Source organism: Alloacidobacterium sp. (genome assembly GCF_035631355.1).
Lineage (GTDB): Bacteria > Acidobacteriota > Terriglobia > Terriglobales > Acidobacteriaceae > Alloacidobacterium.
Genome location: NZ_DASQIX010000049.1, coordinates 1 through 24,415, shown reverse-complemented (window position 1 = coordinate 24,415; position 24,415 = coordinate 1). Strand labels below are relative to the sequence as shown.

General features: G+C 57.2%; 29 protein-coding genes and 1 pseudogene. 8 read left to right on the top strand and 22 right to left on the bottom strand.

What is annotated here, in order from left to right; all coding sequences use genetic code 11:
* The 5 genes and pseudogenes from VEV40_RS08980 to VEV40_RS08960 all read left to right on the top strand — a co-directional run.
* A pseudogene (locus VEV40_RS08980) lies at positions 1-358 on the top strand (LPS-assembly protein LptD); the annotation flags it as partial.
* 2 nt (positions 359-360) lie between these two features.
* Positions 361-975 (top strand): class I SAM-dependent methyltransferase, encoded by a 615-nt coding sequence (locus VEV40_RS08975; protein ID WP_324831735.1) that lies wholly within the window; start codon positions 361-363, stop codon positions 973-975.
* A gap of 99 nt (positions 976-1,074) precedes the next feature.
* Positions 1,075-1,983: a DsbA family protein gene (locus tag VEV40_RS08970; protein WP_324831733.1), complete on the top strand. Its 909-nt coding sequence runs from the start codon at positions 1,075-1,077 to the stop codon at positions 1,981-1,983.
* 79 nt (positions 1,984-2,062) lie between these two features.
* Positions 2,063-3,160, top strand: coding sequence for a SurA N-terminal domain-containing protein (locus VEV40_RS08965; RefSeq protein WP_324831732.1), 1,098 nt, complete (start codon positions 2,063-2,065; stop codon positions 3,158-3,160).
* 91 nt (positions 3,161-3,251) lie between these two features.
* Positions 3,252-4,235 (top strand): Gfo/Idh/MocA family oxidoreductase, encoded by a 984-nt coding sequence (locus tag VEV40_RS08960; RefSeq protein WP_324831730.1) that lies wholly within the window; start codon positions 3,252-3,254, stop codon positions 4,233-4,235.
* 10 nt (positions 4,236-4,245) lie between these two features.
* On the opposite strand, the gene VEV40_RS08955 is transcribed toward VEV40_RS08960, so the two are convergent.
* From VEV40_RS08955 to VEV40_RS08885, 15 genes are all read right to left on the bottom strand, one after another.
* On the bottom strand, positions 4,246-5,127 hold the full coding sequence (locus tag VEV40_RS08955; RefSeq protein WP_324831728.1) for a hypothetical protein: 882 nt from the start codon (positions 5,125-5,127) through the stop codon (positions 4,246-4,248).
* On the bottom strand, positions 5,105-6,631 hold the full coding sequence (locus tag VEV40_RS08950; protein ID WP_324831726.1) for a TonB-dependent receptor plug domain-containing protein: 1,527 nt from the start codon (positions 6,629-6,631) through the stop codon (positions 5,105-5,107). The genes VEV40_RS08955 and VEV40_RS08950 overlap by 23 nt, the downstream gene beginning before the upstream one ends.
* Positions 6,628-6,951, bottom strand: a complete 324-nt coding sequence (locus VEV40_RS08945) for a carboxypeptidase-like regulatory domain-containing protein (RefSeq protein WP_324831725.1) — start codon at positions 6,949-6,951, stop codon at positions 6,628-6,630. The genes VEV40_RS08950 and VEV40_RS08945 overlap by 4 nt, the downstream gene beginning before the upstream one ends.
* Positions 6,952-6,997: 46 nt before the next feature.
* Positions 6,998-7,315: a hypothetical protein gene (locus VEV40_RS08940; RefSeq protein WP_324831723.1), complete on the bottom strand. Its 318-nt coding sequence runs from the start codon at positions 7,313-7,315 to the stop codon at positions 6,998-7,000.
* A 114-nt stretch (positions 7,316-7,429) separates the two neighbouring features.
* On the bottom strand, positions 7,430-7,933 hold the full coding sequence (locus VEV40_RS08935) for a biotin/lipoyl-containing protein (RefSeq protein ID WP_324831721.1): 504 nt from the start codon (positions 7,931-7,933) through the stop codon (positions 7,430-7,432).
* Entirely contained in the window at positions 7,930-9,453 is a 1,524-nt protein-coding gene (gene accC, locus VEV40_RS08930; RefSeq protein WP_324831720.1) for an acetyl-CoA carboxylase biotin carboxylase subunit, read from the bottom strand. Before accC ends, VEV40_RS08935 begins: the two co-directional genes overlap by 4 nt.
* 57 nt (positions 9,454-9,510) lie before the next feature.
* Entirely contained in the window at positions 9,511-10,341 is an 831-nt protein-coding gene (locus VEV40_RS08925) for a tetratricopeptide repeat protein (RefSeq protein WP_324831718.1), read from the bottom strand.
* A gap of 177 nt (positions 10,342-10,518) precedes the next feature.
* A complete protein-coding gene (locus tag VEV40_RS08920; protein ID WP_324831716.1) occupies positions 10,519-10,956 on the bottom strand; it encodes a biopolymer transporter ExbD in 438 nt (145 codons plus the stop codon).
* A 29-nt stretch (positions 10,957-10,985) separates the two neighbouring features.
* The gene (locus tag VEV40_RS08915) at positions 10,986-11,444 is read right to left on the bottom strand and encodes a biopolymer transporter ExbD (RefSeq protein WP_324831714.1); all 459 of its coding nucleotides are present in this window, start codon (positions 11,442-11,444) and stop codon (positions 10,986-10,988) included.
* Between the two features lie 161 nt (positions 11,445-11,605).
* On the bottom strand, positions 11,606-12,343 hold the full coding sequence (locus tag VEV40_RS08910; RefSeq protein WP_324831713.1) for a MotA/TolQ/ExbB proton channel family protein: 738 nt from the start codon (positions 12,341-12,343) through the stop codon (positions 11,606-11,608).
* 129 nt (positions 12,344-12,472) lie between these two features.
* Positions 12,473-13,180, bottom strand: a complete 708-nt coding sequence (locus VEV40_RS08905) for a TonB family protein (protein WP_324831712.1) — start codon at positions 13,178-13,180, stop codon at positions 12,473-12,475.
* A gap of 185 nt (positions 13,181-13,365) precedes the next feature.
* Positions 13,366-14,586 (bottom strand): protein translocase subunit SecF, encoded by a 1,221-nt coding sequence (gene secF, locus VEV40_RS08900; protein ID WP_324831710.1) that lies wholly within the window; start codon positions 14,584-14,586, stop codon positions 13,366-13,368.
* A 207-nt stretch (positions 14,587-14,793) separates the two neighbouring features.
* Entirely contained in the window at positions 14,794-16,410 is a 1,617-nt protein-coding gene (gene secD / locus VEV40_RS08895) for a protein translocase subunit SecD (protein ID WP_324831709.1), read from the bottom strand.
* Between the two features lie 26 nt (positions 16,411-16,436).
* Complete coding sequence (gene yajC, locus VEV40_RS08890; RefSeq protein WP_324831708.1) at positions 16,437-16,745, bottom strand: preprotein translocase subunit YajC; 309 nt, start codon at positions 16,743-16,745, stop codon at positions 16,437-16,439.
* A 276-nt stretch (positions 16,746-17,021) separates the two neighbouring features.
* Positions 17,022-17,378 carry a DUF2784 domain-containing protein gene (locus VEV40_RS08885; protein WP_324831706.1) on the bottom strand — a complete coding sequence of 119 codons (357 nt, stop codon included), beginning with the start codon at positions 17,376-17,378 and terminating at the stop codon, positions 17,022-17,024.
* Between the two features lie 106 nt (positions 17,379-17,484).
* On the opposite strand from VEV40_RS08885, the gene VEV40_RS08880 reads away from it, so the two are divergent.
* Positions 17,485-17,991, top strand: coding sequence for a phage tail protein (locus VEV40_RS08880; RefSeq protein ID WP_324831705.1), 507 nt, complete (start codon positions 17,485-17,487; stop codon positions 17,989-17,991).
* A gap of 3 nt (positions 17,992-17,994) precedes the next feature.
* Here the strand turns inward: VEV40_RS08880 and VEV40_RS08875 are convergent, their stop codons facing one another.
* Positions 17,995-18,201, bottom strand: coding sequence for a hypothetical protein (locus tag VEV40_RS08875; protein ID WP_324831704.1), 207 nt, complete (start codon positions 18,199-18,201; stop codon positions 17,995-17,997).
* A gap of 128 nt (positions 18,202-18,329) precedes the next feature.
* Positions 18,330-18,959: a hypothetical protein gene (locus VEV40_RS08870; RefSeq protein WP_324831703.1), complete on the bottom strand. Its 630-nt coding sequence runs from the start codon at positions 18,957-18,959 to the stop codon at positions 18,330-18,332.
* A gap of 274 nt (positions 18,960-19,233) precedes the next feature.
* Here VEV40_RS08870 and VEV40_RS08865 point away from each other — a divergent pair, with 274 nt between their 5' ends.
* A complete protein-coding gene (locus tag VEV40_RS08865; RefSeq protein WP_324831702.1) occupies positions 19,234-21,324 on the top strand; it encodes a hypothetical protein in 2,091 nt (696 codons plus the stop codon).
* 30 nt (positions 21,325-21,354) lie between these two features.
* Here VEV40_RS08865 and VEV40_RS08860 read toward each other — a convergent pair whose 3' ends face one another.
* The 4 genes from VEV40_RS08860 to VEV40_RS08845 form a co-directional block, all read right to left on the bottom strand.
* The gene (locus VEV40_RS08860) at positions 21,355-21,696 is read right to left on the bottom strand and encodes a hypothetical protein (protein WP_324831701.1); all 342 of its coding nucleotides are present in this window, start codon (positions 21,694-21,696) and stop codon (positions 21,355-21,357) included.
* Positions 21,697-21,787: 91 nt separating this feature from the next.
* Positions 21,788-22,150, bottom strand: a complete 363-nt coding sequence (locus tag VEV40_RS08855) for a hypothetical protein (protein ID WP_324831700.1) — start codon at positions 22,148-22,150, stop codon at positions 21,788-21,790.
* Entirely contained in the window at positions 22,147-22,635 is a 489-nt protein-coding gene (locus VEV40_RS08850) for an SRPBCC family protein (protein ID WP_324831699.1), read from the bottom strand. Before VEV40_RS08850 ends, VEV40_RS08855 begins: the two co-directional genes overlap by 4 nt.
* Positions 22,625-22,948: a metalloregulator ArsR/SmtB family transcription factor gene (locus VEV40_RS08845; RefSeq protein WP_324831697.1), complete on the bottom strand. Its 324-nt coding sequence runs from the start codon at positions 22,946-22,948 to the stop codon at positions 22,625-22,627. Before VEV40_RS08845 ends, VEV40_RS08850 begins: the two co-directional genes overlap by 11 nt.
* A 122-nt stretch (positions 22,949-23,070) precedes the next feature.
* Here VEV40_RS08845 and VEV40_RS08840 point away from each other — a divergent pair, with 122 nt between their 5' ends.
* Positions 23,071-23,964 (top strand): NAD(P)-dependent oxidoreductase, encoded by an 894-nt coding sequence (locus VEV40_RS08840; protein ID WP_324831695.1) that lies wholly within the window; start codon positions 23,071-23,073, stop codon positions 23,962-23,964.
* A 46-nt stretch (positions 23,965-24,010) separates the two neighbouring features.
* Here VEV40_RS08840 and VEV40_RS08835 read toward each other — a convergent pair.
* On the bottom strand, positions 24,011-24,415 hold a 405-nt coding region (locus tag VEV40_RS08835), incomplete at its 5' end, for a DHHA1 domain-containing protein (protein WP_324831694.1).

Sequence of the window (24,415 nt, the reverse complement as noted above, 5' to 3'; positions counted from 1 at the left end):
CATGGCGGGCGATTTCCATCTGAATGCGCCTGAAGCTCCATCTACACCCGGGCCGTCGCGGACTCCCATCACAAATGCCACGTCGAATTACAACCAATTTCGCGTCTCGGCCAGCTATGGGGCCGCGACCAAAGCTGGCCTGAGCGCGGGAACGAGCATCGGGTGGGACTTTGTCCAGAACCAATTGCAATACGGCGCGGGTCAGGCGGCCTACAACTGGGACTGCTGCGGCCTGAGCTTCGAGGTACGGCGCTATTCGCTGGGAGCAGTGCGTGATGACACGCAGTATCTCTACAGCTTCACACTGGCAGGAGTAGGTTCCGCAGGCAGCCTGCGCCGCGCAGCACGTATATTTTAAGCATGGATCTGAAGGCGTATTGGGAGACCGTCCACGAAACAAAAGCACAGGACGCCGTCAGTTGGTACCGTGCGCATCTGGAGATGTCGCTGGCGCTCATTGAACGCGCAGACGTTGAGCCCTCCGCGTCCATCATTGATGTTGGCGGGGGCCAATCCACGCTGGTCGATGACTTGTTCGCGCGGGGACACAAGAATCTGACCGTTCTGGACATTTCCGCAACTGCTCTTGAGGCAGCGAAAAAACGGCTCGGCGAAAACGCAGCCAGCATCCACTGGATTGCAGCCGATGTGACACAGGCAAAGCTTCCCGAACATGCCTATGACATCTGGCATGACCGGGCCGTCTTTCACTTTCTGACTTCAGAAACGCACCGCTCGGCATATGTTCGGCAGGCAGCCAGATTGCTTAAGAGTGGTGGGCATTTGATCCTAGCCACTTTCGCAGCAAGAGGTCCGGCGCGGTGCAGCGGGCTACAGGTTGTCCGCTACACCACCGAGTCTCTTGCGCGCGAACTGAGCGAGCACTTCCGTCTGATCGAAAGCGCGGATGAACTACATCGGACTCCGAATGGCAGAGTACAGCCATTCGTCTATGCCCGCTTTCGAGCCATATGAACACACCGGCTCTCATCTAAATGAGATAATCAGGAGACAGATTTCTCCCACCGGAGAAAGGTGGTTTTCTTGTTTCGAACCCGGATTTTCCTTGGCTGCATGGCCATTCTTTTAGCAGCCGGATGCAAGGCGCAGGACACCCCGCTCAGCCCTAAAGTCGACCGTCGCATTGAGATTCTCGTGCGCTCGCAGCTTAATGTGCCGCAGGACTGGAACGTCACTGTAGGCCCGCGCACGAAGAGCGACATTGCGGGATTTGATACTGTGCCGATTACATTTTCGTCGTCCGCCGATCCGACGAAGAGACAGACGCTGAACTTTCTGCTCTCGAAAGATGGCAACACGCTCGCGCGCCTCTCAAAATGGGACATCAGCAAAGACCCGGCGGACCTGATTTCGACCGACAGCCGCCCCGTGCGCGGCAACCCGCAAGCGAAGGTCACTATCATCAGTTTTGATGACCTCGAATGTCCCTATTGCGCGCGTATGCACGCGCAGCTTTTCCCCGATACGCTCGACCGCTACAAAAACGAGATCAAGGTCGTTTACAAGGATTATCCGCTTATCGATATCCATCCGTGGGCGCTGCATGCCGCTGTCAATGCCAACTGCCTGGCGGCGCAAAGTCCGACGGCTTACTGGAATTACGTCGATTATCTGCACACACATGGCGACGACATCAGCGGACCGAAACGCGACGCCGCGGCGTCGGCAGCTACTCTGGACAAGCTGGCGCGCGATGAGGGCCAGCGGAGTAAGCTCGATTCGGCAAAACTCGATGCCTGCCTGGCCAAGCAGGATGATTCTGTCGTGCGCGCCTCGATCAAGGAAGGCGATGCGCTCGGAGTGGACGGCACACCGACGCTCTTCATCAACGGCGAGCGGTTGTCCGGAGCGCTTCCGGAGTCTCAAGTATGGCTGGCAATTGACCGCGCGTTGAAGGCCGAGGGCGTCACGCCGCCTCAGGAACCAACCAGCGGCGCGGCAGCTAAGCCGGGCGGAAGATAGTGACGGCATTTCATTCATGATTGCGAAGGTGATTTTGAATACACTGGAGAGCGCGCCTGCAGCGTTCCCGAGGAGACATGTGTTGCAACGTTTATCGATGGGCAACTCCCTTTATCAGGCTTTGAAATTTCCTCAGAAGGTGGCTTTCATCGGCGTGGCCGCGCTCTGCTTTGCCGGCATTTCCGGTTGCCGCCGCACGCACGGACCTGACGTTGTAGCAACAGTGAACGGCAAACCAATAATGCGCTCGGAGGTGGAGCAGCTCTACCAGAGCAACCTAGGAGAGTCGAAGCAGCAGCAGACAAAAGAACAAGCCGACATCGTACGCCTGAATATCATTCATCAGCTCATCGATGAAGAAATCCTCATGGAGCGCGCGGCGAAGCTGAACCTGACTGCTTCTGACGAAGAAGTTGAAAACCAGATCAATGAATTCAAAGCACCTTATACGCAGGAAGAGTTCAACAAGAAGCTGTCTGACAGCCATCAGACACTCGACGACCTGAAGCGCCAGATTCGTCGCGCCAAAACCGAAGAAAAACTCTTCAACAAAGAGATCAACTCGAAGATCAACATCACCGATGCGGACATCACGGCGTATTACAACGCGCACAAATCCGAGTTCAACCTCATCGAGCCGATGTATCACCTCGCGCGGATCATGGTGACGTCGATTCCGCTGCCGCCTCAGCAACAGACTGTCAACCTGCAGAACAGCAAAGCTACGAACGATGCGGAAGCAAAGAAGAAGATTCAAACGCTGCACAACCGCCTGGAGAGCGGCGAGGACTTCGGGCTGCTCGCACAGAATTTTTCCGAAGCTCCGGATACAGCGTCAAACGGCGGCGACATGGGCTTTGTCTCCGAGTCGCAACTGCATAGCAGCCCCGATGTTTACAATGCAATCCAGAAACTTAACCCGGGCCAGATCACGGACATTTTGCCCGTATATGACAACCAGCACAAAACGGTTGGCTATGCGATCTTCAAACTCATTGACAAGCAGGCAGCGGGGCAGCGCGAGCTGAACGATCCGCGCGTGCAGCAAACCATTCGCGGACAACTGCGCGATGCCCGGCAGCAACTGCTCCGCAACGCTTACCTGGAAATGCTGCGTGACGAAGCACGAGTGGAAAACTTCTTCGCCGAAGAAATATTCAAGAACGGAGCGCAGTAGAGTCAGAGAGTTCTTTGAAGGGGCACGGCTTTAGCCGTGCCGTAGATGAGCCAATCGAGCGCGGCTTTAGCCACCAAGGGAAGATTCCTCTATGATCCGATACGGCATTCTCGGCTTCGGCCATCACGCCGCCAAGCGTCTTATGCCCGCCTTTGCCGGAGCACAGGTTGCCGGCATGTGGCGACGGGACCCCGCAAAAGCACAGGCGGACGCACGCGCGTTCCATATCCCTCATGTTTTTGATTCGGCCGAAGAGCTTTGCGCGTCTCCGGAACTTGACGCCGTTTTTATCGTCTCGCCTGACGCGCTGCATCTGCCGCATGTGCTGCTCGCGGCGCAGCATGGCAAGCATGTGCTGTGCGAAAAGCCGCTGGGCATGAATGCGGAAGAAGTCGAGAAGATGCTGTTCGCCACGCGCGCTGCCGGAGTCGTCTTCGGCGTCGCACAAAATATGCGGTACAACGCTAGCGTGCAGCTTATCCGCGAATGGATCGCCGAGGGGCGCATCGGCCAGCCGCTGCTCGCGCACGCGCAGTTCTGCTACAACGCCGAGAAGAGCCCGCGCGTGTGGATCTATGATCCCAAGCTCGCGACGGGCGGCCCCATCGGCGATGTGGCCATCCATTGCCTCGATGGCCTGCGCTTCGTGCTGAATACCGACATCACGGAAGTCAGCACGCTCGCCCATAGAGATGCAAATTCTGGAGAAGTTGAATCGCACGCCGTCGTTAACATGGCTTTCGGCAATGGCGCGATAGGCGCCGTCTCCGTGACGACGCGAGGGTCGTATCGGTCGCTCATCGAGATCACTGGCGAGAGTGGCGTCATTCTCTGCGAAAACGGAATGACTGTTGACCATCCTGTCGAGGTCATCCTATATCGGCAGGACAAAGTCGCGGCGCACCAGCGCGTCTCTAATGCTGACGCTTACACCTGTATGATCGACGGCTTTTCCGCCGCGATTGAAGGTCGCGGTGCATATCTCGCGACCGGCGAAGACGGCCTTCATAACCAGCGCGTGCTCGACGCCGCATACAAAAGCTGGCGCACTGGCGAGAAGCAGGCCGTGGAATAGGAACTGCTCCTCAGAACGAGAACGTAATCTGTCCCGTGATCGTCCGCGGCGTCACATAATGCGTTCCGCTGAAGGTTGAGAGGAAGTTGTAGAGCGCATATTTGTCCGTCACATTGACGGCCGTAATACGCGCTCCCCAGCGATATCGGTCGCCGCCAAAGATATTATTTTCACCGGCGGCCAGATCGATTAGGCTGCGCGGCTGAACTCGCGGGGGGTTTTTGTCGTCATTCTCTGTTCCGGGCGCCGGGATTTTCACCAAGTTCGAAGACAATCCGTTCGCGTCGCATTGCGGGAAGCCGAACGTGGGAGTGGCCCGCACGCCATCGCAGGTCAGTCCAGCCTGAAATTGCTGGTCGGGAGTGAAGCCGCTCAACTTGATCCCTGGCTGCCCATTCGGCAGCGTGATCGAAGTCGGGCCGCATCCGCTGTTTGGGTCGGTCACGCCGTAGCACGGCACCGATCCCGCAACTTCTCCGCTATCAAAGCGCCAGTTAAAACCAAACCAGGTGCTGTTGCGCCACGGCAACTGATATTGAATATGCGTGGTCTCATTGAACCGTTCATCATGATCAATCCTGAAGGGGAAACCGCTCTGGCCAACGGTTGCGCCCGCGCCGCCAATCTGCGGCGGGAAGAAGCGCGCCGCTACGGAGGACATAACCACAAACGCGCTGATGTTATGGTAGTTCGGCACTTCTGCGCGCAACGCGAAACCTGGAATTTTTGAATTATGCCAGTTGATGGGGAAAGTAATGGGCGTGTCGCCGAGCACACTGAAATCATAGGCGTTGTGCGTATATTTCCAGATATATTCCCCGCTCAGGACGAGGTTCCTGCCAAATCCTTGCTGCAGTCCGGCATGGAACTCATTGCGGAAGCCTGGCTCCAACCGCGACGAAACTCCCGGCGTGCAATTCAACAGCGGAGAAAGCACGACATCGGAGCAGCCGAGGCTTGATAGGACGAGGTTTTCGTCGAAAGGCGTCTCCAGCGAGCGGCCATAGGACGCGCGCAGCACCGTGTTCGTCTTCTTGATGTTGTACGAAACTCCTACCCGTGGCTGCGCTTCGTGTGCAATCGTAAGCCCGTTGTACAAATCGCCACGAATGCCTGCATCGAAGAGCCAGTTGCCGGCGGTAATCTGGTCCTCGGCATACATGGCCAACTGCTTCACGTCGGTGTGTCCGTAGAATCCAAAGAGGCCACCGCTTCGAGTCAGATCGTAAGGCAGCAAGCTGGCATTTGAAATTGGGATTCGGCTCGTCGTCGGCCGCAGTGCATTGTGCGGGATCGGTAAACCCAATCACAGAATTGCCTTCTGCATCGAGGCAAGGCGAGTTCAGAGTCGGATTGACAATGCCCAGCACATCGTTCTCACGGAGGATGGTGTGCTCATAGATGGCGCCTGCTTTGAAGTTATGAATGCCTCGCACATACGAAATGTCAGAATGCAGGCCCGTATTCAACAGCGTTCGGCGCTGGCCGACGGACTCTGATTGAATAGGCCCAAGATCGGCGAACAGGTTCTCGCTCGGGAAGTAGTTGAAGGCGTCCTTCCTGACGAATGCACCGAGATTGAAGACCGAAGTCTGGCTTAGAAGCCGTGTGTAGGTTGGCGAGATGTTGAATGTCTCAATCCGCGACTTCTGGTCGGTTTCGCCGACGCTGTTTCCAAACTGGTCGAGAACGTTCAGATTGTCATAGGCGTTCGGGGTCTGGAACCACGAACGCGTGTAGTTCAGATTTAAATGGATTGAGTCATTCTCAGTGAACTGGTCGTCAATGCGATCAAAGATGTTCTGCCCGTTGCCCTTCGCATGAAAGACCTTGAACTCGGGCGGATCAAGAAAGCGTCCGGTACTCAGCCCGTCCGCGGTGATGAAGTTGCCCCGGTTCGCCTTGCCGTATCCGAGATCGAAGCCGCCGGTCGCAGTGCCGAATGCGCCGTAAGAAGTATGGATGCTGCCTGTGGGCCTGGTCATCCCCTGACCTGAGCGTGTCGTCACCTTGATGACGAGGCTCGTCTTGTCGCCGTATTCAGCTGGCGGCGCGCCGTCAATCACTTCCATGGACTGAATCGAATTAGAAGGAATCTGATTGGAGAAGACCTTGCTCTGCTGGTCGGTGATCGGCTGGCCATCCACTGAGAATGAGTTCTCCGCATGGTCGCCCATGCCGTGGAACATCCCGTTTGAGTCGGCAGTGACACCGGGCGATGCGAGAGTTACCAGTGAACTTACTGAAGAAGATGCGCTTTCGAGCGGCAGCCTCTCGATCAAGCCGCGGTCAATATTCGTGTGCATGGTCGAATCGTTCTCGACTAGGTCTTCGACGCCTGTCACCACTACCGTATTTGTCGCCGCACCCAGCGCGAGAGCGATGTTTGCAGTCACGGGACAACTGAAGCAACTTTTACTTCTTGCGATGCACTGCTGAATCCGGTCATCGTGACCGTCAGCTGATAAGAATTAAATGGGACGTTGGTGAATTGAAAAAAACCCGCCTGGTTAGTCGCAGTCGTGCGCTCATATTGACTGACTGCATTGCGAATCGAGATTGTTGCTGCGGGAACCACTGCGCCAGTTGGATCCGTAACCGTCCCGCTGACCGTGCCAGAATTGCTAGTAGACTGCGCCTGGAGGGGCAGAGCCACGACGATAAGACCGCAAATGCGAAGAAAAGCGGAAACGATGCCACGTAAAAACGCGCGCATATAGAAACCTCCTAAAAACCTGTTGTATGCCCTGGTGAAAGCGGGTTTAAGCAGCTATCAGGGATACAGGCGGAGGCCGATTGGCGAGTTTATGGATGAATTTTTGACGAGGCCGCTCGGATGGTTTTTCTGTTGCGGCACGCCATACTGGCTGGACTGAAACGGCTACGGTGACAAGGGCGACTGACTGCGCAACCTGGTGCGCTGTGTTGCAGAGCGAGCAGCCTTCGTGATCAACCTGTCCAAGAGGATGCGTATGCGCGACCTGAATGAACCCGACCAGCAGAACTAGCGCAATGCAGAAGACACCAAGCCATCTGGCCCAGGACCATTGAAGGCGCTTCATGTCCGCAAAAACGCGCATATGTTTTCTAAATATAGAACACATCCTGTCGCACCGCAAAAACAAAGGCGAGCGGAAGCATAGCGGAATGTCGGCAATCGCGATCTTTTCCGTGAGATCAAAAAGGCTGAAAACCTACTCGACGACCACCAGCACATCACCTGCAGCGACTGTGCTACCCGGCTCAGCGCGCATCTGAACCACTTTGCCTGCTTTTGGCGATTTCAATTCGTTCTGCATCTTCATGGCTTCAATCACGACGACGCCCTGATGCGCTTTAACCATGTCGCCCACTTTGGCTAGTACGCGAACAACGCGGCCAGGCATGGGAGCGGTCACCGGCTTCGGGCCGTCATCGCCTGCATGCCGCCGGAGGCGCGATTTCAGAGAGCGAGGATCATCGACACGATAAAGCGAACGCTTTCCACCTAGATGGATTGCGACACCTTCGGCGCTTTCTTCGAGCACACAGCGGTACGCGCGGCCACCGGTGTTGAGAGACAGCACGCCGGGACGAAGAACCTGGGCCTCGACATCGAATGCGGGAGCGCCATCAACACTCGCTTGATACCTGCCGCCTTCGTTTTGCGTTAACTCGACCTGCCGCAGCTCGCCTTCTATCTCAATCTGGAGCTTCATGCGCCCAGGCCCTCGCGCCGCCCTGCCTGTTTCCAACCGCTGAAATCGGCATTCGCTTCAACTGCGCTTCCGTTACCGTTCTTCGGCCTTGAGCTTTCAAAGATTGCGGCCGCTATCAGCGCGATGTCTCCGCAACTGGGTGTTTCAGCTAAAGGTGTATTCGCAGAAAGCAATCGGTCAAGATAGCCTGTATCGATACGCGCCGCTCTGAAGTCATCTTCGTCCAGGATGCGGCGGAATAGGCCCAGGTTCGAGCGGATGCCGCCAATGACATACTCATCAAGAGCACGCCGAAGACGCGCAATCGCGGCCTCACGAGTGGGTGCAAAGGCAATCAGCTTTGACAGCATCGGGTCGTAGTCGAGCGGCACCACCCAGCCCTCATAGATGCCGGAGTCCTCGCGTATACCCGGGCCTCCCGGCTGCAGCAGCCGCGTAATTTTTCCCGGCGAGGGAAAGAAGCCGTTGTCGGGGTCTTCGGCGTAGACGCGGCACTCGATTGCGTGGCCGCGCAGGCGAATGTCTTCCTGTGCGAAGGACAGCGGCTCACCTTGAGCGATGCGAATCTGCAAATGGACGAGATCGAGGCCAGTCACCAACTCCGTGACCGGATGCTCTACCTGCAGGCGCGTGTTCATCTCGAGGAAATAGAAATTACGGGCATCGTCGACCAGAAATTCCACTGTACCGGCGTTGGTGTATCCAGCCGATTTCGCCAGGCGCACTGCAGCTTCACCCATGTGGCGGCGCATCTCCTCGTCAACAATTGCGGAAGGTGCTTCTTCGATGACCTTTTGATGACGCCGCTGTACCGAGCACTCACGCTCCCCAAGCGAAACGCAGTTGCCGTGCTCGTCGGCAAGAACCTGGATTTCGATGTGCCGCGGTCGCTCGATCAGCTTTTCGAGATAGACTTCGCTAGACCCGAAGGCCCGCTCTGCTTCGCTGGCTGCAGCTGCGAAAGCAGCGCATAATTCATCCTTAGAAAAGACGGCTCGCATTCCTTTACCGCCGCCGCCAGCTGCCGCCTTAAGCATCACGGGATAACCGATTTCGGCGGCAACGGAGTAGCCTTCGTCGAGAGAGGCAAGTCCCTTTACCGATCCCGGCGTGCGCGGCATGTTCGCGGCGTCCGCAGCCTGGCGGGCACGTGTCTTTGAGCCGAGAGCACGCATTGCGCTCGCCGGGGGACCGATGAATTTAATCTCCGCGTGCTCGCAGGCTTCGGCGAAGCCGGCATTTTCCGACAGAAAGCCGTAGCCGGGATGGATCGCTTGCGCGCCTGAGCGTCGCGCGATATCGAGGATCAAATCGCCGCACAGATATGACTCAGTGGCTGGCGCCGGTCCCAGGCGATATGCCTCGTCCGCCTCTAAAACATGCAGGGCGGCGCGGTCGGCGTCGGAATAGACAGCAACTGTAACGATTCCAAGCTCGCGGCACGCGCGCAGGATGCGGAGCGCGATCTCGCCGCGATTGGCGATCAGAATTTTTCGGATAGATCTCAGAGTCTTCGGCACGGCAAGAAAGGATACCCCGGTTGACCGGAGGCCTTTCAGTTGCACACTATCAGATGGCTACTTTGAATTGTCCAGTACTACGCCTCCGGGTACCTGGGCATTCTTCTTCTCCTCATTGGCCTTGCGAGTGCCCATGGCCTTGTGGCTCCAGTCAAGCGCCTGATCCACATCGTCCTTGCGGGCCTGGTCATTGCCGCATTCGAGATTGGCCTTCTGGCGGTACATTAGGTTCATGTAGGACATGGCATCATCATATGTGGGCCGAATATCGAGAGCCTTCTGCAGATATTGCATGCCCTCATTGACGAGCTGCGTGTTCTGATCCACCAGCTTCTTGCAGGCTTCCTTCGGCATCTTCGGGTTGCCATCGCCAGAGTCCTGCATGCCGACCGCGCTCAGGGCAGCGACCTGATTCTTGTGTGCAACGCCCCAGTCAATCACACCAATGGTGTATGCGGCTTCAGCGTCCTGCGGATCAACGGCAAGCACCTTCTGCTGCCATTCCTTGGCTTTGTCGAACTGGTCGATCTGGAAATACAATCCGGCAATGCCCTTGAGGCTGCCCATATCTTTGGGGTCTTTATCCAGCACTTCCTGATACCCATCAATCGCAAGCTTCGCATTCTTCAGGTTGTCCGGCGTAGTCAGATCGGGAACAACCTGCTGGGCATACGCGGTCGCGAGGTAAAGCCGCGCCATGGGCAGCGAGGGATCGAGATTCACCGCATTCTGGAAATGGCCGATTGCCTCTTCATACTTGGCATTCTTGTAGGCGGCCACACCCTTGTTCAGTTGGTCGCGGGCCTTGAGGCGGTTGCACCCGGTCGTCATGGCCAACATCGCCAGGAACGCGGCAGACAATACCGGAAAACGTGCGATTCGATTCATTATGTCTATATCTCCTTTGATCGCCTGATCGCCAGCATACGCCTGACATCTACCGCGTATCGCAATGGGGCACATCAAAAAATCTCTGCGCTGTGATTGTAATTGGTTTCAGCCGTAAGGCAAGCCCACATGCGGGGGACCGGCAGGAAGGGCCTTTATCCAGACGGAAAAGCGGGCCTATTGGCCCGCTTCAATCTTAGGGGTAATCAGGCCGATATGGTCCACGCCAACACCATGCGCCATATCCACGACTTCCGCGACACTGGTGAAGTTCAGGTCGGGATCGCCCTTAATGAACATCACTTTCTCGGCGCGCGCCGCGTAGATGGCCTCAAGGCGGTTGCGAAGGTCATTCTTCGCCACATCGTCCTGGTTGATCTTGTAGGACGGAGTGCCGCCGGGGCTGGACAGTATCTGCACGACGATCGTACGGTCATTCGGCTGTTCCTGCTGCGGGTTCTTCGGAGGCTGGGGAACCAGCGCATCCAGGCCCTTCGGCGTGACCGGCACGATGACCATGAAGATGATCAGCAGCACCAGCATGACGTCGATCAAAGGGGTAATGTTGATATCGGCATTCAGGCCGCCCGAACCTGAGCCACTTGACATTGCCATAAGTCAGTTCCTCGTTTCTCTGGCGTGCGTTATTCTCCGCCAGCCGTGGGCGGCGGGTTGGGATGCGTGCCCTCACGCTGTTCCGTGAGCAGGCCAATTTCCTCAACGCCTGTTGTACGCACGGCGTCGATGGCATCCATCAGCGTGCCATAGTGCGCGCGCGCATCGGCGCGGAAATACACCATCTTGTTGGTCTTGTTTTGCAGCATGTCACCGACTTTCGACCCCAAGTCCCCGAGAGAAACCTGGTCCTGCCCGAGGAAGACTTTCCCGTCGCGGGTGACTGCCACCACAACAGCATCTTCGTGGTCGGCGTCGGGCATTGCCGTCGGGTTGTCGGTCTGCGCCAGTGTTATGTCCACCTTGTTCTGGAGCATGGGTGTGATGACCATAAAGATGATCAGGAGCACCAGCATGACGTCACACATCGGGGTGACATTAATGTTTGCGTTGACCTTCTTGCCTTCGTCTCGTTTTACGATTCCCATTCCTGTGCTCCGTGATTCGAGTCCGGATCCATTTCCGACCGGCCCTCAGATCGGACTTCCTTTCAGGCGACGTGGCATCTTGAAAACCGCCCGGAGCGAGCGCCTCTTCATCGGCCTCGCTCCAGTGCGCAAGATTCCCGCTACCGAGTGCGTTCTGCCGTTTAGCGGCGGCCGCCCTGCTTGAGGAAGTAATCGATCAGTTCGCTCGAGGAGTTGTCCATCTCGACGTCAAACGCTTCCACCTTGTTGGTGAAGTAATTGAACGTCATAACGGCCGGGATGGCGACCAGCAGCCCCATGGCGGTGGTGACCAGCGCTTCGGAAATACCGCCAGCGACAGCACCGATGCCAGAAGTCTTCTGCGTAGCGATCTGACGGAATGCGTTCAAAATACCGACGACGGTCCCGAACAGTCCGATAAACGGGGCCGTCGAGCCGATGGTGGCCAGACCGCCCAGGCCGCGTTTCAGCTTCGCGTGAACGATGGCTTCCGCCCGCTCCAGAGCGCGCTTCGAGGACTCAATCTGGTCCTCGGTCACCGAGCCGCCGCTGCCGTAGTTGCGGAACTCCTGCAGGCCGGCGGTTACCACTTCGGCCAGGTGCGACTTCTTGTTGCGGTCAGCAACCTTCACCGCCTCGTCCAGCTTGCCCTCCTTCAGGGCGCCGGCAACGCGAGGAGCGAACTCGCGCGACTGTTTGCGGGCTGCGCTGAAATAGAGCCAGCGGTCGATCATGACGGCTAGAGACCAGATCGACATGATGAACAGGATGATGACGACCGCCTTGGCGAGCCAGCCCATATTGTTCCAGAGGTCGAGAGGGCTGAAACCCACCGTCTGCTCCTGGAAAAAGGCGAGCGTAGCCGGGTGAAATGCGTGTGTTAATTGAGCGAGAATCACTTGAATCTTTCCTCCTGAGGAGTTTTCTTCGTTAGGAAAAACCTGCGCGAATTAGAACTGCGTGGCTGCCTGCGGTTTTACCACTCCGCCGCTGCCGCGGCGGAAAGGCCGGATGATGAAAACGCGCCGTCAACCGCCGAGGCTGAAGACCACGTTGACCTGGGTTTCTACCTCGACCGGCTCATCATTGAGCAGGTACGGCTTATAGCGCCAGGATCTCACTGCGTCCATGGCCGCCTGCTGCAACATCGGCGGGCCGCTGACTACGTGAAGATTGGTGATGGTGCCAGACTTGGAAATAGTTGCCTGCAGGACCACAGTTCCCTGAATACGGGCTGCTTTGGCGATGGCCGGATACTGTGGCATCGTCTTGACCAGCAGGTTGCCCTGCATCACGCCTGACGACACGGCTATCTTTTTGGGGGCAGCGGCCTTCACGACCGGAGCGGGGCCGTTGCCCACGCCGCCGAGCACTCCTCCGAGCACTCCTCCACCAGAGCCGCCCATACCTTCCATTCCGGCAACGCCGGTCGCTCCTGGGGGGGCTTCTTCCTTGACCATCTTGATTTCTTTCGGGATCTTGGTCGGCGCGGTCAGCTGGTTGTTAAGCAACTCGGAAACGACCTTTTGGACATGTACCACTTGTGGCGGTGGCGGCGGTGGCGGTGGCGGTGGCGGTGGCGGGGCAACCAGCAGGGTCGCCATCATCGCCTTTGGCAGCGCCTCCGGATAAATTAGCGGAAACAGGATCATTGCAGCAAGGATCGACCCATTTAGCACGAAACCGATAATCGTGAAGTACTTGCTCTTGGTCTTGATCCTTCCGCCCGATTCCATCAAGGCATCTTCAAACATGGGCCTACCTCTTCCAAGAAGAACTTGTTACCACCTATTGACACCGAAAGGGTGCTCAATTGTTCCCGGTTGCCCGGCTTTTTCAGCAGCAGGGTCAGAGAATTTGTAAAAAGCCGAGTGAAGAAGCTATATCACACTCGGCATACGACTGGAAACGTTACCCGGCCCTAAACGCGAGCTTTTTTTGCCGACGGCAAAGCGGCAGACTTGCCGCGCCGCTGCCGCCATTCCTGATAGGCCACCAGCATCGGCGAAGCCACCGCAATCGACGAGTAGGTGCCGATGAGAATGCCCACCACCAGCGCAAAAGAAAAGCCATGAAGCACTTCGCCGCCGAACACATAAAGAGAAAGCACTGTAAGAAACGTAAGACCCGAGGTCAGCACCGTCCGGCTCAACGTCTGGTTGATGCTGCGATTGACGATATCAGCCAGCGGCTCGCGTCGCGTGAGCCGCAGGTTTTCACGGATGCGGTCGAAGACTACAATCGTGTCGTTCATCGAATAGCCGACGAGCGTCAGGATGGCAGCGATGACAGTCAGCGATACTTCCTGGTTCGTGAGGCTGAACGCACCGACCGTGATCAGCGTGTCGTGGAAGACGGCAACTACCGCGGCCACGCCGTAAATCAGCTCAAAGCGGAACCAGAGATAGACCAGCATCCCGGCCAGCGAATACAAAGTCGCCAGCAATGCCTGCTTCTTCAATTGCGCGCCCACCTGCGGGCCGACGATTTCGGCGTTCCGGACAGCGAAACCGGAAAGATAGGCGTCCTGTTTTAACTCTGCGAGAACAGCCGGAGTGGTCACGCCGGAAAGATTGTCAATCGAGTCGATGAGGCCGCTGCGCTGGTCGCGATACGCCAGAATCGCCCTGGCCTGATCGTCATAGTGGGCCTGAGCGGCATCATTCGCGCCGAGATGCTCAGGGTCCTTTTGAGCTAGCCAGCTTGCCAGCGTGCCCCGTCCGGCATTGTCGAGATCGAGCTTGCCCGGGTTGGCCGCCGCGTTATGCGCGTAGTTGGTTTCAAGAGTCTGGACAATCGTGGCCCGTCCCTGGTCCAGCGCGGATTCATTCGCCTGGGTCGCGAGCGAGATGATGACCTCGTTGTTCACCGACTGGCTGCCGGTGATGGGCTGGATGCGAATGTCCTTGAGCCCGGCCTTGTCCGCCGCGGCGCGGATCCTGTCGGCGTCCGGAGGCGCGTCAAACTTTACGCGCACCACCGTGCCGCCGCGAAAATCCACGTCCTCGGGAATTGGGGTTCCAGTATGTGCCCAATGCAGGCCCATCGAAATGAGGCCGGCCACGCTGAAGATCAGTGAAAAGGCAAGGAAATACCACTTTTTTCCCAGCCAGTCGATTTTTACGTCATGAAACAGTTCCACGGAATTCCGCCTGCTCCTGAATTTCTTTTTCCCCACCCCTCGAGGATTGTCATCCCGAGCGGAGCGAAGGACCTGTTTTAGTCCTTCGGCGGCTAAAGCCGCGTCTTTCCTGCGATTGTTACGGCACGACTAAAGTCGTTCCTCTTCAAAACATTCAAGCCGAAAATCTTTGGGTGCCCCATTCTTTGCGAAGCAAAGGGTGGATACCTAAATTGAAATCGGTTCGCCGCGCTGCTTCTTGGCCAGATGCGAGTCAAAGATCACGCGCGACACAAACACAGCCGTAAACAGGTTCGCCAGCAGACCAAAGGTCAGCGTTACGGCAAAGCCACGCACCGGCCCGGTGCCGAAGATAAACAAAATTGCCGCCGACACAATCGTAGTGACGTGCGTGTCGATGATCGTCGTCCACGCATGAGCGAAGCCCTGATCGACTGCCGCCGCCGGCGATTTGCCTGCCCGTAATTCTTCACGGATGCGCTCGAAAATCAGTACGTTCGAATCGACGCCCATACCTATGGTCAGAATCACGCCGGCAATTCCGGGCAGCGTGAGCACCGACTGGGTATAGCCCATGAAACCGAGCAGGATCACCAGGTTGAGAATGAGCGCCAGATCGGCATTGATGCCCGCTCCGCGGTAGTAGATCAGCATGAAGATCAGGACTGCCAACATGCCGACAATCGAAGCCAGTACGCCCTGGCGGATGGAATCGGCGCCCAGCGACGGCCCTACGGTGCTTTCCTGCAGGTAATGAATTGACGCGGGGAGAGCGCCGGTGCGCAACAGCATGGACAGATCCTTCGCCTGCTGCGCATTCATGCTGCCGCCTGAGATCGTCCCGGTATCGCGGATCTGATCGTGGATGGTGGCCACTTCCTGAATCTTGTTGTCGAGCACGATGCAGAGCGATTTGCCCTTGTTTGCGCCGGTGAAGTCGGCAAAGTGGTTGCCCGCCGCCGATGTCAGATAGAAGATTACCTCAGGCTCTCCGGTGTTCTGGTTCTGGCTGGCCTGCGCATCGCGGATGTCAGTTCCGGCCACTTCCGCCGCGCGCTTGATCTGGTAGACCTCATTACCGCCACCTGCCCCGGACGCGCCCGGAGCCGCGTGCAGCAGCAAGGAATCATAAGGTACAGATCCGCCAAGCGCCTGCAAAGCCGCCTGCTCATCTGACCACGGACCGCCCTGAACTTCGTGAATTTCAAGTCGCGCAGTGGACTGAATCACGTTCCTTACGCGCGCCGGATCGTCCACGCCCGGCAACTCTACCAGAATCTGGTCTGTGCCCAGGTTATACGGCGCGATAATCGGCTCGCTGACGCCGAGCGAATCGACGCGCTGGCGGATGACCTCGATGGAGTGTTCCATCGTGTTCTTTTTGAGGTCAGCAACCGCCGTCGGCTTCATCGTCAGTGTGAAAGTGTTGTTCTCGCCCGAGGTGATGTCGTACTGGTTGCTGTACCGCTGCTCGAGCACGCTCCGAATATCGCCAATGCGGTCCGGCGGCGCACCATTAATCAGGATCGCCTCCGGGTGCGCTGTATCCGGGACCACCGAACCGACGGTGATGCCGTTCTGCTGCAGCTCGGTCTGGATGTGCGCGGCGTCGTTGGTCGTGGTAAAGCTTACCGCCTCGTTCGTCATCACCTGCAGGATCAGGTGGGTGCCGCCCTTCAGATCCAGACCCAGGTGGATGCGTTCAAGAATCGAATCTTTCAGCGCGGTTCCACTTATGCCTTTGGGAATGCCGAAGATGCCGAGGATAAAGACGATCAGCACCGCGAAAATCAGAATGGTTTTTTGCTTAAGGTTCTTCTGCATGGGAGTTCAAAAATCGGGCGCAGCCGCTACTTTGCGGCCTCTTCAGTGGTTACGGAAGCGATCGCGCTCTTCACTACTTCCATCTTGATATTGTCCGGCGGCACGCGCAACTGAATGGCGTCTTCCTTAATGGACATGATGACGCCGCGAATTCCGCCCGTGGTTGTCACTTTGTCGCCCGGCTTCAGGTTTTGGAGCATCTGCTGCCATTGCTTCTGCTTGTTCTGGTTGGGACGGATAAGCAGCAGGTAAAAAACCGCGATGATGACCACGAAGGGCAGAAATGAAACTAGGCCCGGGGGAAGTGCGCCGGCAAGCAGAAATGTTGCGTTCAACGTGCAATCCTTTTCCCCGCGCCGCTTTGCGCTTCGCACAGGGAGCTAATAATTTGTATCCGCGGAAGGGATTGGACAGCGCCAAAGGCTCTGATTTCCTTCAGGAACACAGGCCCTTGAAATCCGCCCTCAGCCTGCGGCGCGCAACCATATTTCAGGCGCATGAATACAAGCCAGAGGTGCCGGGAAGGGTCCTAGCTAACTAGCTTTTCAGCATGGGGTGGATTATGTCAAGGTTGGGCCATTCGACGCAGCGGACTCCGAGCCCAGTTAGACTCAAAATTTGCGTTCTTTTCGGAATCGCCAGCAATAGATTCCAAGATTGAAGGCGCAAACGGCGACACCTGCGCTCATTACGACCCAGCCAGGGAGATTGGGATAGACGATCGCATCCAGATAGTGCAGCAGAAAACTGCCTTCAAATGAAGGTGTACCAGCTCTGGCCTCAAAGAACTGTTCGGCAAGAGTGAGTGGGCATGGCCATGGGCCGACTTCCACGGCAATTCCCCAGCTCAGCGCCAGGATATGCAGCGCGCTCCACACAGGCCTGCCGCGCGTCCAAAGTGCTCCGAAAATTACCAGAGCAAGCCATATCAGATGAGCCGCTAATATCAGGACAGCAATAAGGGCCATAACTCTCATGGCATGGGCTTCATCCTGTCATCCACCGAACTCATTGGATGATAAGCTACTGATTTTTCATCTGGACACCGCGTTATCCGGTGCTATTCTTCCGCGCATGGCAGAATTTCCAGTAAACCCGACGCGCTTCGACCCTTATAAGAATTTCAAGTTTCGTGTGAAGTGGGACAACAAGTATGTCGCGGCTGTTTCCAAGGTCAGCGGGCTTGTTCGTACGACTGAAGTGGTGGAACATCGCGAGGGTGGCGATCCCAGCACCAGCAGGAAGTCACCCGGCCTCACACAGTTTGCTCCCATTGTGCTCGAGCGCGGGCTCACCCAGGACCATGCCTTCGAGCAATGGGCCAATCTTGTCTGGCAATTCGGAGCAGGACTGGGTTCAGAGGTCGCACTCAAAGAGTTCCGCAAGGACATCGTGATTGAGCTTTATAACGAGGCAGGCCAACTGGTGTACGCATTCAGGGTTTTCCGCTGCTGGCCGTCAGAATTCCAAGGACTGCCGGACCTGGATGCGGACGCAAATGCCGTGGCCATCGAACACCTGAAGCTTGAAAACGAAGGATGGGAGCGCGATACCGCTGTCACCGAACCGGTAGAGCCATAGGTCTCACTGCCGCACCGCGTGCGCGCTGTCTTTCTTCCCCCGGCCTACGCGAATGAAGCACTGCACCAGCCACACCAGCACGATGGCAATGCCTGCCAGCAGGATCGTCATGGCCTCCGAGGGCGAACCCGGAGTCAAGTAATCCGCAACCTCATAGAGGATGAGAGTGAGAGCGGCGCTGCAAATGAGAAAGATGACGGCCTTTTTCATGGTCCGTTGCGCATTAAATCAGGACTAAATTTAGTAGACGGAAGAATACGCCGCCGAGTCGCTTCCTGAAAAGCATTCCTCTTAAATACGACCAAAAATTGTCTATCTTTAATTACTCCAGAGTTAAATCAGGGCCGCCCGTCGTATGACTCGGCATAAGGCCGCAACTGCTCGACTACGCCTTCGAGGGGGGTTGCCTCGCCTGCCGGAGCCTTAAGCCTTGGATTGTTGGCGATTGGCGCCAGCACGACGCGCGAGTTCATGCGCCGTCCCAGAAAATACAAGTTGAATGCGGGAATATGGACAGCGAAATCCTCGGGACCCAGCCGGTATGCAACCAGACGCTTCACAATGTCCGCATTGCCAAAGCTAGACGACTCGTACCCCTGCTCCTTGTGAACAATCGTCACTCCGGTGCGGACGTTACCGCCGACCGTCACTGGATAAATCGTCTCCGCACTCGGCGTAAGGAGGCTGCTTGGATCCTGGCTTGCCTGATAGCCCTTCAGCCTCTCCAAGCCGATGATGTAGACCTCCATCGGCTGGCCAAGCTCCGCCAGCTTCACTTCACCCACTGACTGAAAACCCAGGCCCTTGTAGTTCTGCTCGTTAACCAGGTTCCGCAACATGCCGAGGGCGTTGGTTGCCGCTTCGCGCGGCTGCTGCGCCAGAGGCTGTGGTTCTTGTTTTGGCCGCGAACACCCGGCCGTCAGAAGGACGCACCAAGTCAGGACAAGATATGGCGTACCACGTCGCATGTCCCTGAAAACTCTCCTCTGAGTGGTTTTACCCGCCCCAAGCAACTTTTGTTGACCATGTAGTGAGGGGGCAGGCAACGGCGTTTCATAAGAGGAGCAGGATGCTTTCATCTTGTCATTGGAGACGGAAGCGGCGTATCGCCCTCGGCATTTTCAATCACCAGTGCCCAATCGGGCCTGTAAGGTTGTGAGCGGAACTCCTTCACCGTAAGAAGATCGATTTTAATGGGCCGGGACCTTGCCGCGTCAGGAAACACAGCTATTCTATTGGGCGATGTCCTTTCTGAGATCAGCGCGGCGGCTATGGCGGCGGAGGCGCTGGCAGAAACGCGCCATCTTCACCAAAGCTGAGATTGGCCTGCGTGAATATACAGAGGCATTCGCCGACGCAACTACCCTGAATGCGCGCACTCGGCGCGCCGCTGTTCTCTTTGGCTATATCTGGACGCGACCCAGTGACCGCGGCCTCATAACGTCGCTTCTTCGCTGGATCCGCCTTCTTGAGCAGGACAAAAAGCTGCGCGCTCGCTTTGACGCCTCATGGCTAGCCATGCTCGCCGAATTGGATTCCGTTTCTCTCTTCGCCGACGCCGGACTGCCTACCCACAATGCGCTTCTGCCTGAAGCCTTCCGCCGTCTCTTTCAGCGTCTTTTGCCCTCCGCGCGTGAAGAATCCGATACCGCCCGCCTATTTACTGCCGTCTTCGCCACACCCAAAGCGGTCGCGCGTTTTCTCGGCCTCAGCAACGCCACCTTCGCGCGTCTCGTCCGCATCGTATGGCCACAATCCGGATTCGACGCTGTCCCGCATGTAGCGGACGACATCCGCCAGTCGTTGAGCCTGCTGGCAACGCGCGTCGCCGGGCGCGGCGTGACCGCGGCCGTTAGGCAGCGCGGATCGACCCGCAATGTGGAAGCCTCGCCCTTCTACCAGCTCGTCTTCGCGACCCAGACCTTTCTCCAATCAACGGAACAGGCAGGCGGAAATTCCGCAGCCTTACAGCGCTGGTTTGACTCCGTTCACGCCTGCCGCAGTGAGATGATCCAGGTTAGCGAGCACATGGAAGAGGCTGGCGTGAGCACCGGCCTCGTCTTCGACCTCAGCAGCATGGACGCCGCACTCGATCGCATGCAGTTGCTGGCGTCAACCATTGCCGGAGACACGCAGCAATCTCTTCAGCCAGCGCGGCAACTCCTGAACACCCTTGTAGCCGGACGGCTCGAAGATACGCAACTGGGTCCTCTCATCCGCCAAAACCTCAATCTGCTTGCGCGGAAGACAGTCGAGCGTACTGGGCACAGCGGCGAACATTACATAGCCAACAATCGCCGCGAATACTGGCAGATGTGGCTCGCGGCGCTCGGTGGCGGCCTGCTCACAGTCTTCACCGCAGCCATCAAGTTGAGAATCATGGAAGCCTCTTTGCCGCTGTTCATCACGGGCTTTCTCATCGGCACTGATTACGCCATCAGCTTTTTGTTGCTGCAAATTTTCGGCCTTGCGCTTGCCACCAAGCAACCTTCCGTGACTGGGGCCACGCTGGCCGGCATCGTACGTGAAAACCGGGGCGTCTCCCGCTGGAGCAAGATCTCCGACTTCGCTGCCTGTATCAGCCGCACGCAGCTTGCCGCCGCGCTGGGCAACGTAATCGCCGTCTGCCTCGGCGCCATTGCCTTCAACCAGCTCTGGCACAAAATCTTCCTTCACCCCTACCTGCCGCCAGCCGCGGCGAAGCGCGTCTACGAAACGCTCCACCCCTTCGCCTCAGGCACTGGCATCGACGCCGCCATTACCGGCGTCATTTTATGGGCTGCCGCCGTCATCGGCGGATGGTGCGAGAACTTTGCCGTCTACAACCGCATTCCCGCCGCCATCGCACAGCATCCCCTGGGGCAAAAAATCGGCGCGCGACGCATGCAGCGCCTTGCTAACTGGTTCGAGAACAACATCGCATCCTGGAGCACCAGCATCGTTCTCGGCTATATGATGGGCTTCTTTCCTGAGATCTGCCACTTCTTCGGCCTGCCGCTCGATGTCCGCCATGTGACGCTGAACACCGGAATGCTGGCATTGTCTGCGGCGCGCTACGGTGTTGATTCTTTCGGACATCATTGGTTCTACTTCGCCGTAGCCGGAATCGGTATCACTTTCGTACTCAACCTGGGAGTAAGTTTTGCTATCGCCTCAGTGACAGCGCTGCGCGCTTACAACGTTCGCCATGATGAACGCGTAAAGATACTGAAATTCCTGATGAAGCAGGTAGTTCACTCGCCACTACGATTTGTACTGCCTCTGGAGCGACTGAAAGAAGTCGAAGAAGCGGTGACCATGGATCAAGCGACTGTCGATGCAGAGCGAAATTGAGGATATCCTGCCTCTACGCCGCTCCTCGTCTTAACCTTTGACTTCGGATCGGCGGATCAAAGTTGGTCTCCCGTTTCTGCCGTCTTGCCTTAAGAAAGCACGCGCAATAAGGCAGCATTTTGTCGCGTCGTAGCTGCGCAGGAGCTCTAGTATCCTGGTCGCTAGAATTACTTTCGTCTGCTGCGCCTGGCCCATTCGCTGCTCAAGCGCAGTTAGTCCGTTCAGTACCGAACTGGGCCCATTTCCGAGCAGAATCTGCGCGTTGATCCACATCTCCCGGAAATCGATATCGAACATGATTTTGCTTAGATTGTCGTTCGCGGTCATCGCCGCACTGAGATCCGCGAGAATCTCGAATCTTTCCAACGCCATTGCTCTCCCCCTTCGAGCAACAGACATAGATATGGGTGCAGCTATTTTTGGTCCTTGTTCGCTGATAAGCTGAAGCCGCCGTGTCGATCGTCTACGTGGTGGAAACTGAAGCCCTTGTGGATGCCGTCCGTAGGCTGAAAGCTGCCAGCACGAGTGCGAGGATCAGGTTGATCAGCGGCCGGAAATCCAGCACGTCTCTGATCAACCTTCCAAACGCCACGGCAGCGGCCCCCCACGCAAGACATCCGAAAAAGCTTACCCAGGCCAGCGGACGGTCCTCCGGCCTGCTTGCTCGCAACAGGTTCAGGGCGGCCAGCAGCCATACCGCCAGTGTCGCGCATTCGGCCCACAATAAAAGTTCAGGGCTATGGCTGTAGGCCTTGAGACTTCCAAGGCCATGACCTATACCACCCAAAAACAGGAGCCATCCGAAAATCCAGTCGGCAATCTTCACAGGCCTTCCCCGGCATGCTCGTTGGCAAATTTCCCATACGACTCGACGATTTGTCCCCAGCCGCCATCCACACTTCCGCGCAGCCTGGCTCCGGCATCGCCATGCCGTTCAAGGTTGCGATGCTCAAGTTCCACCAGCGTCGAGTTTCCCGACTGAGCAATGAACCGCACCTCCACCTCACTCGCCGTCGCCGGATTGGGATCATATCCCCAGTCTGGCTGCAGATGCCACGACATCACCACCTTCGACGGCGGGTCCCAGGCAATCACGCGTCCCCACTCGCATTCCGAGCCATCGGTCATACGCTCATACCAGCGCCCGCCCACCTTGCCTTCGAGAACCGCCGTCTCGAACGGCTGTTTGCCGATGTGGTGCGTCGACGGCCACCAACCGCCGAAAAATTCGGTGAATATCCTGAACGCTTTCTCACGCGGCGCGTTCACCACGACGCTTTTCAAAACAGGCGCCAAAGTCTCAAACGGCATGTGGTTCCTCCCATTTCTCGACGGCTTCCTTGAAAGCCAGCAGAGCGTTATTCCAAAGTTGATCGAGCTCCCGCCGGAAGCGGGTCATCCCCTCCGGATCGACAGCATAGATACGCCGTGTGCCCACCTTACGATCCCGCACCAACCCGGCTTGCTTCAGCACGCGCAGATGCTGCGACACCGCCGGACGGCTCACCGGAAATAACTCCGCCAGTTCGCCCACCGCCTGCGGCTGCTCTACCAGCGCGCTAAAGATAGCAAACCGCGTCGTATCGCCCAGCGCCTCACATCCGGATTGAAGGTAATCATTCACTTACCGTAAGTAGATGCTTACATATACAGGAAAGTCAAGAAAAATTTCACGGGTCGAACCAGAAGGCCACCTCAGTGCAGATGTGACAAGAAAATAAGGCTGTTAGGCGATAATCTACCCCTATGCCAGAAACCATCGGATTCGTAGGACTCGGAATCATGGGCGCGGGAATGGTGAAGAACCTCGCCACCAAAGGCCACGCCGTCAGCGTCTGGAACCGTACTGAAAGCAAAGCGGAAGAACTCGCAAAGTCTCTGAAGATTAAGCAGACGAAGACGCTCAGAGACCTCGCCGCATCCTCGTCCGTGCTGATGCTATGCGTCACAAATACCGGCGATGTCGAACAGGTCGTAGATGAAGCCGCGTCCAGCCTGAAGAAAGACAGCCTGGTTATCGATTGCAGCACCATCAGCCCGAAAGCGACGGAAGACATCGCTGCGAAGCTCCGCAAAATAGGCATTGGCTATGTTGACGCGCCTGTCTCCGGCGGCAGTGAAGGCGCAGCGCTGGGCACTCTGGCCGTCATGGCAGGAGGAATGGAAGAAGACTTCAACCGCGCCAAGCCCATTCTTGAAGCCATCGGAACACGCATCACTCACATGGGGCCGGCGGGCAAGGGACAGGTTACCAAGCTGTTGAACCAGATTCTGGTTGTCGTCAACATGCTTGCTGTCAGCGAAGCGTTGCTCTTCGGCCGCGCGGCTGAGCTGGATCTGAAGAAGGCCGTCGCCGCCGTCGAATCCGGGGCCGCGGGGAGCTGGATGCTCTCAAAACGCGCTCCGCAGGTGCTCGACAATTACTGGAAGCCTGGATTCACCGTCGATCTGCAGCAGAAGGACGTCGACCTCGTGCTCGAATACGCGGGCGAACTTGGCCTGCCCCTTCTGGCTACGGGAATGATTCGCCAGCTCTACGCCCGTTTACAGAAAGAAGGCAAGGGCGGTCTCGGCAACCACGCGCTCATCCAGGCATTGGAGCCGCTCATGCCCGCTGTTCCTGCGTCTCGACAAAAGTAGGCTTTGGGAAGATGTGAATTCGACCAGGGCGGTTCGATGCGGCAATTTATTCTCCAATAAGTTGCCGAACCACTTTGGGAACACTTTCCAAAGCGGCATCCAACTGACCCGCATCCTTGCCGCCTGCCTCGGCCATGTCTGGACGGCCGCCGCCGGAACCGCCGACGAGCTTCGCAATCTGCCCGACAATCTTTCCCGCTTGCACTTTTCCAGTGAGGTCTTTGGTGACGCCGACGATGAGCGCGACCTTGCCGTCCTCCTGCGAGGAGCCGAGGACGACCACGCCGGAGCCAAGCTTGTTCCGCAGATTATCGACAAGGGTGCGCATTTGTCCGCGGTCAAGTGAATCCACGCGCTGGGACAAGACTTTAATTCCCTTCACCTCAACGGCCTGATCGGCGGCGCTTGAAACTGCCGAAGCAGCGGACTTCATGCGAATCTGCTCCAGTTC

Bases quoted from the DNA above. Each gene is read 5' to 3' on its own strand.
- VEV40_RS08945 (WP_324831725.1), bottom strand. From the start codon at position 6,951: ATGCGCGCGTTTTTACGTGGCATCGTTTCCGCTTTTCTTCGCATTTGC.
- VEV40_RS08865 (WP_324831702.1), top strand. From the start codon at position 19,234: ATGTCCTTTCTGAGATCAGCGCGGCGGCTATGGCGGCGGAGGCGCTGG.
- VEV40_RS08970 (WP_324831733.1), top strand. From the start codon at position 1,075: ATGGCCATTCTTTTAGCAGCCGGATGCAAGGCGCAGGACACCCCGCTC.
- VEV40_RS08920 (WP_324831716.1), bottom strand. From the start codon at position 10,956: ATGGCAATGTCAAGTGGCTCAGGTTCGGGCGGCCTGAATGCCGATATC.
- VEV40_RS08935 (WP_324831721.1), bottom strand. From the start codon at position 7,933: ATGAAGCTCCAGATTGAGATAGAAGGCGAGCTGCGGCAGGTCGAGTTA.
- VEV40_RS08960 (WP_324831730.1), top strand. From the start codon at position 3,252: ATGATCCGATACGGCATTCTCGGCTTCGGCCATCACGCCGCCAAGCGT.
- secD (WP_324831709.1), bottom strand. From the start codon at position 16,410: ATGCAGAAGAACCTTAAGCAAAAAACCATTCTGATTTTCGCGGTGCTG.
- VEV40_RS08840 (WP_324831695.1), top strand. From the start codon at position 23,071: ATGCCAGAAACCATCGGATTCGTAGGACTCGGAATCATGGGCGCGGGA.
- VEV40_RS08925 (WP_324831718.1), bottom strand. From the start codon at position 10,341: ATGAATCGAATCGCACGTTTTCCGGTATTGTCTGCCGCGTTCCTGGCG.
- VEV40_RS08860 (WP_324831701.1), bottom strand. From the start codon at position 21,696: ATGGCGTTGGAAAGATTCGAGATTCTCGCGGATCTCAGTGCGGCGATG.
- VEV40_RS08875 (WP_324831704.1), bottom strand. From the start codon at position 18,201: ATGAAAAAGGCCGTCATCTTTCTCATTTGCAGCGCCGCTCTCACTCTC.
- VEV40_RS08870 (WP_324831703.1), bottom strand. From the start codon at position 18,959: ATGCGACGTGGTACGCCATATCTTGTCCTGACTTGGTGCGTCCTTCTG.
- VEV40_RS08885 (WP_324831706.1), bottom strand. From the start codon at position 17,378: ATGGCCCTTATTGCTGTCCTGATATTAGCGGCTCATCTGATATGGCTT.
- VEV40_RS08915 (WP_324831714.1), bottom strand. From the start codon at position 11,444: ATGGGAATCGTAAAACGAGACGAAGGCAAGAAGGTCAACGCAAACATT.
- VEV40_RS08880 (WP_324831705.1), top strand. From the start codon at position 17,485: ATGGCAGAATTTCCAGTAAACCCGACGCGCTTCGACCCTTATAAGAAT.
- VEV40_RS08905 (WP_324831712.1), bottom strand. From the start codon at position 13,180: ATGGAATCGGGCGGAAGGATCAAGACCAAGAGCAAGTACTTCACGATT.
- VEV40_RS08940 (WP_324831723.1), bottom strand. From the start codon at position 7,315: ATGCGCGTTTTTGCGGACATGAAGCGCCTTCAATGGTCCTGGGCCAGA.
- VEV40_RS08850 (WP_324831699.1), bottom strand. From the start codon at position 22,635: ATGCCGTTTGAGACTTTGGCGCCTGTTTTGAAAAGCGTCGTGGTGAAC.
- VEV40_RS08975 (WP_324831735.1), top strand. From the start codon at position 361: ATGGATCTGAAGGCGTATTGGGAGACCGTCCACGAAACAAAAGCACAG.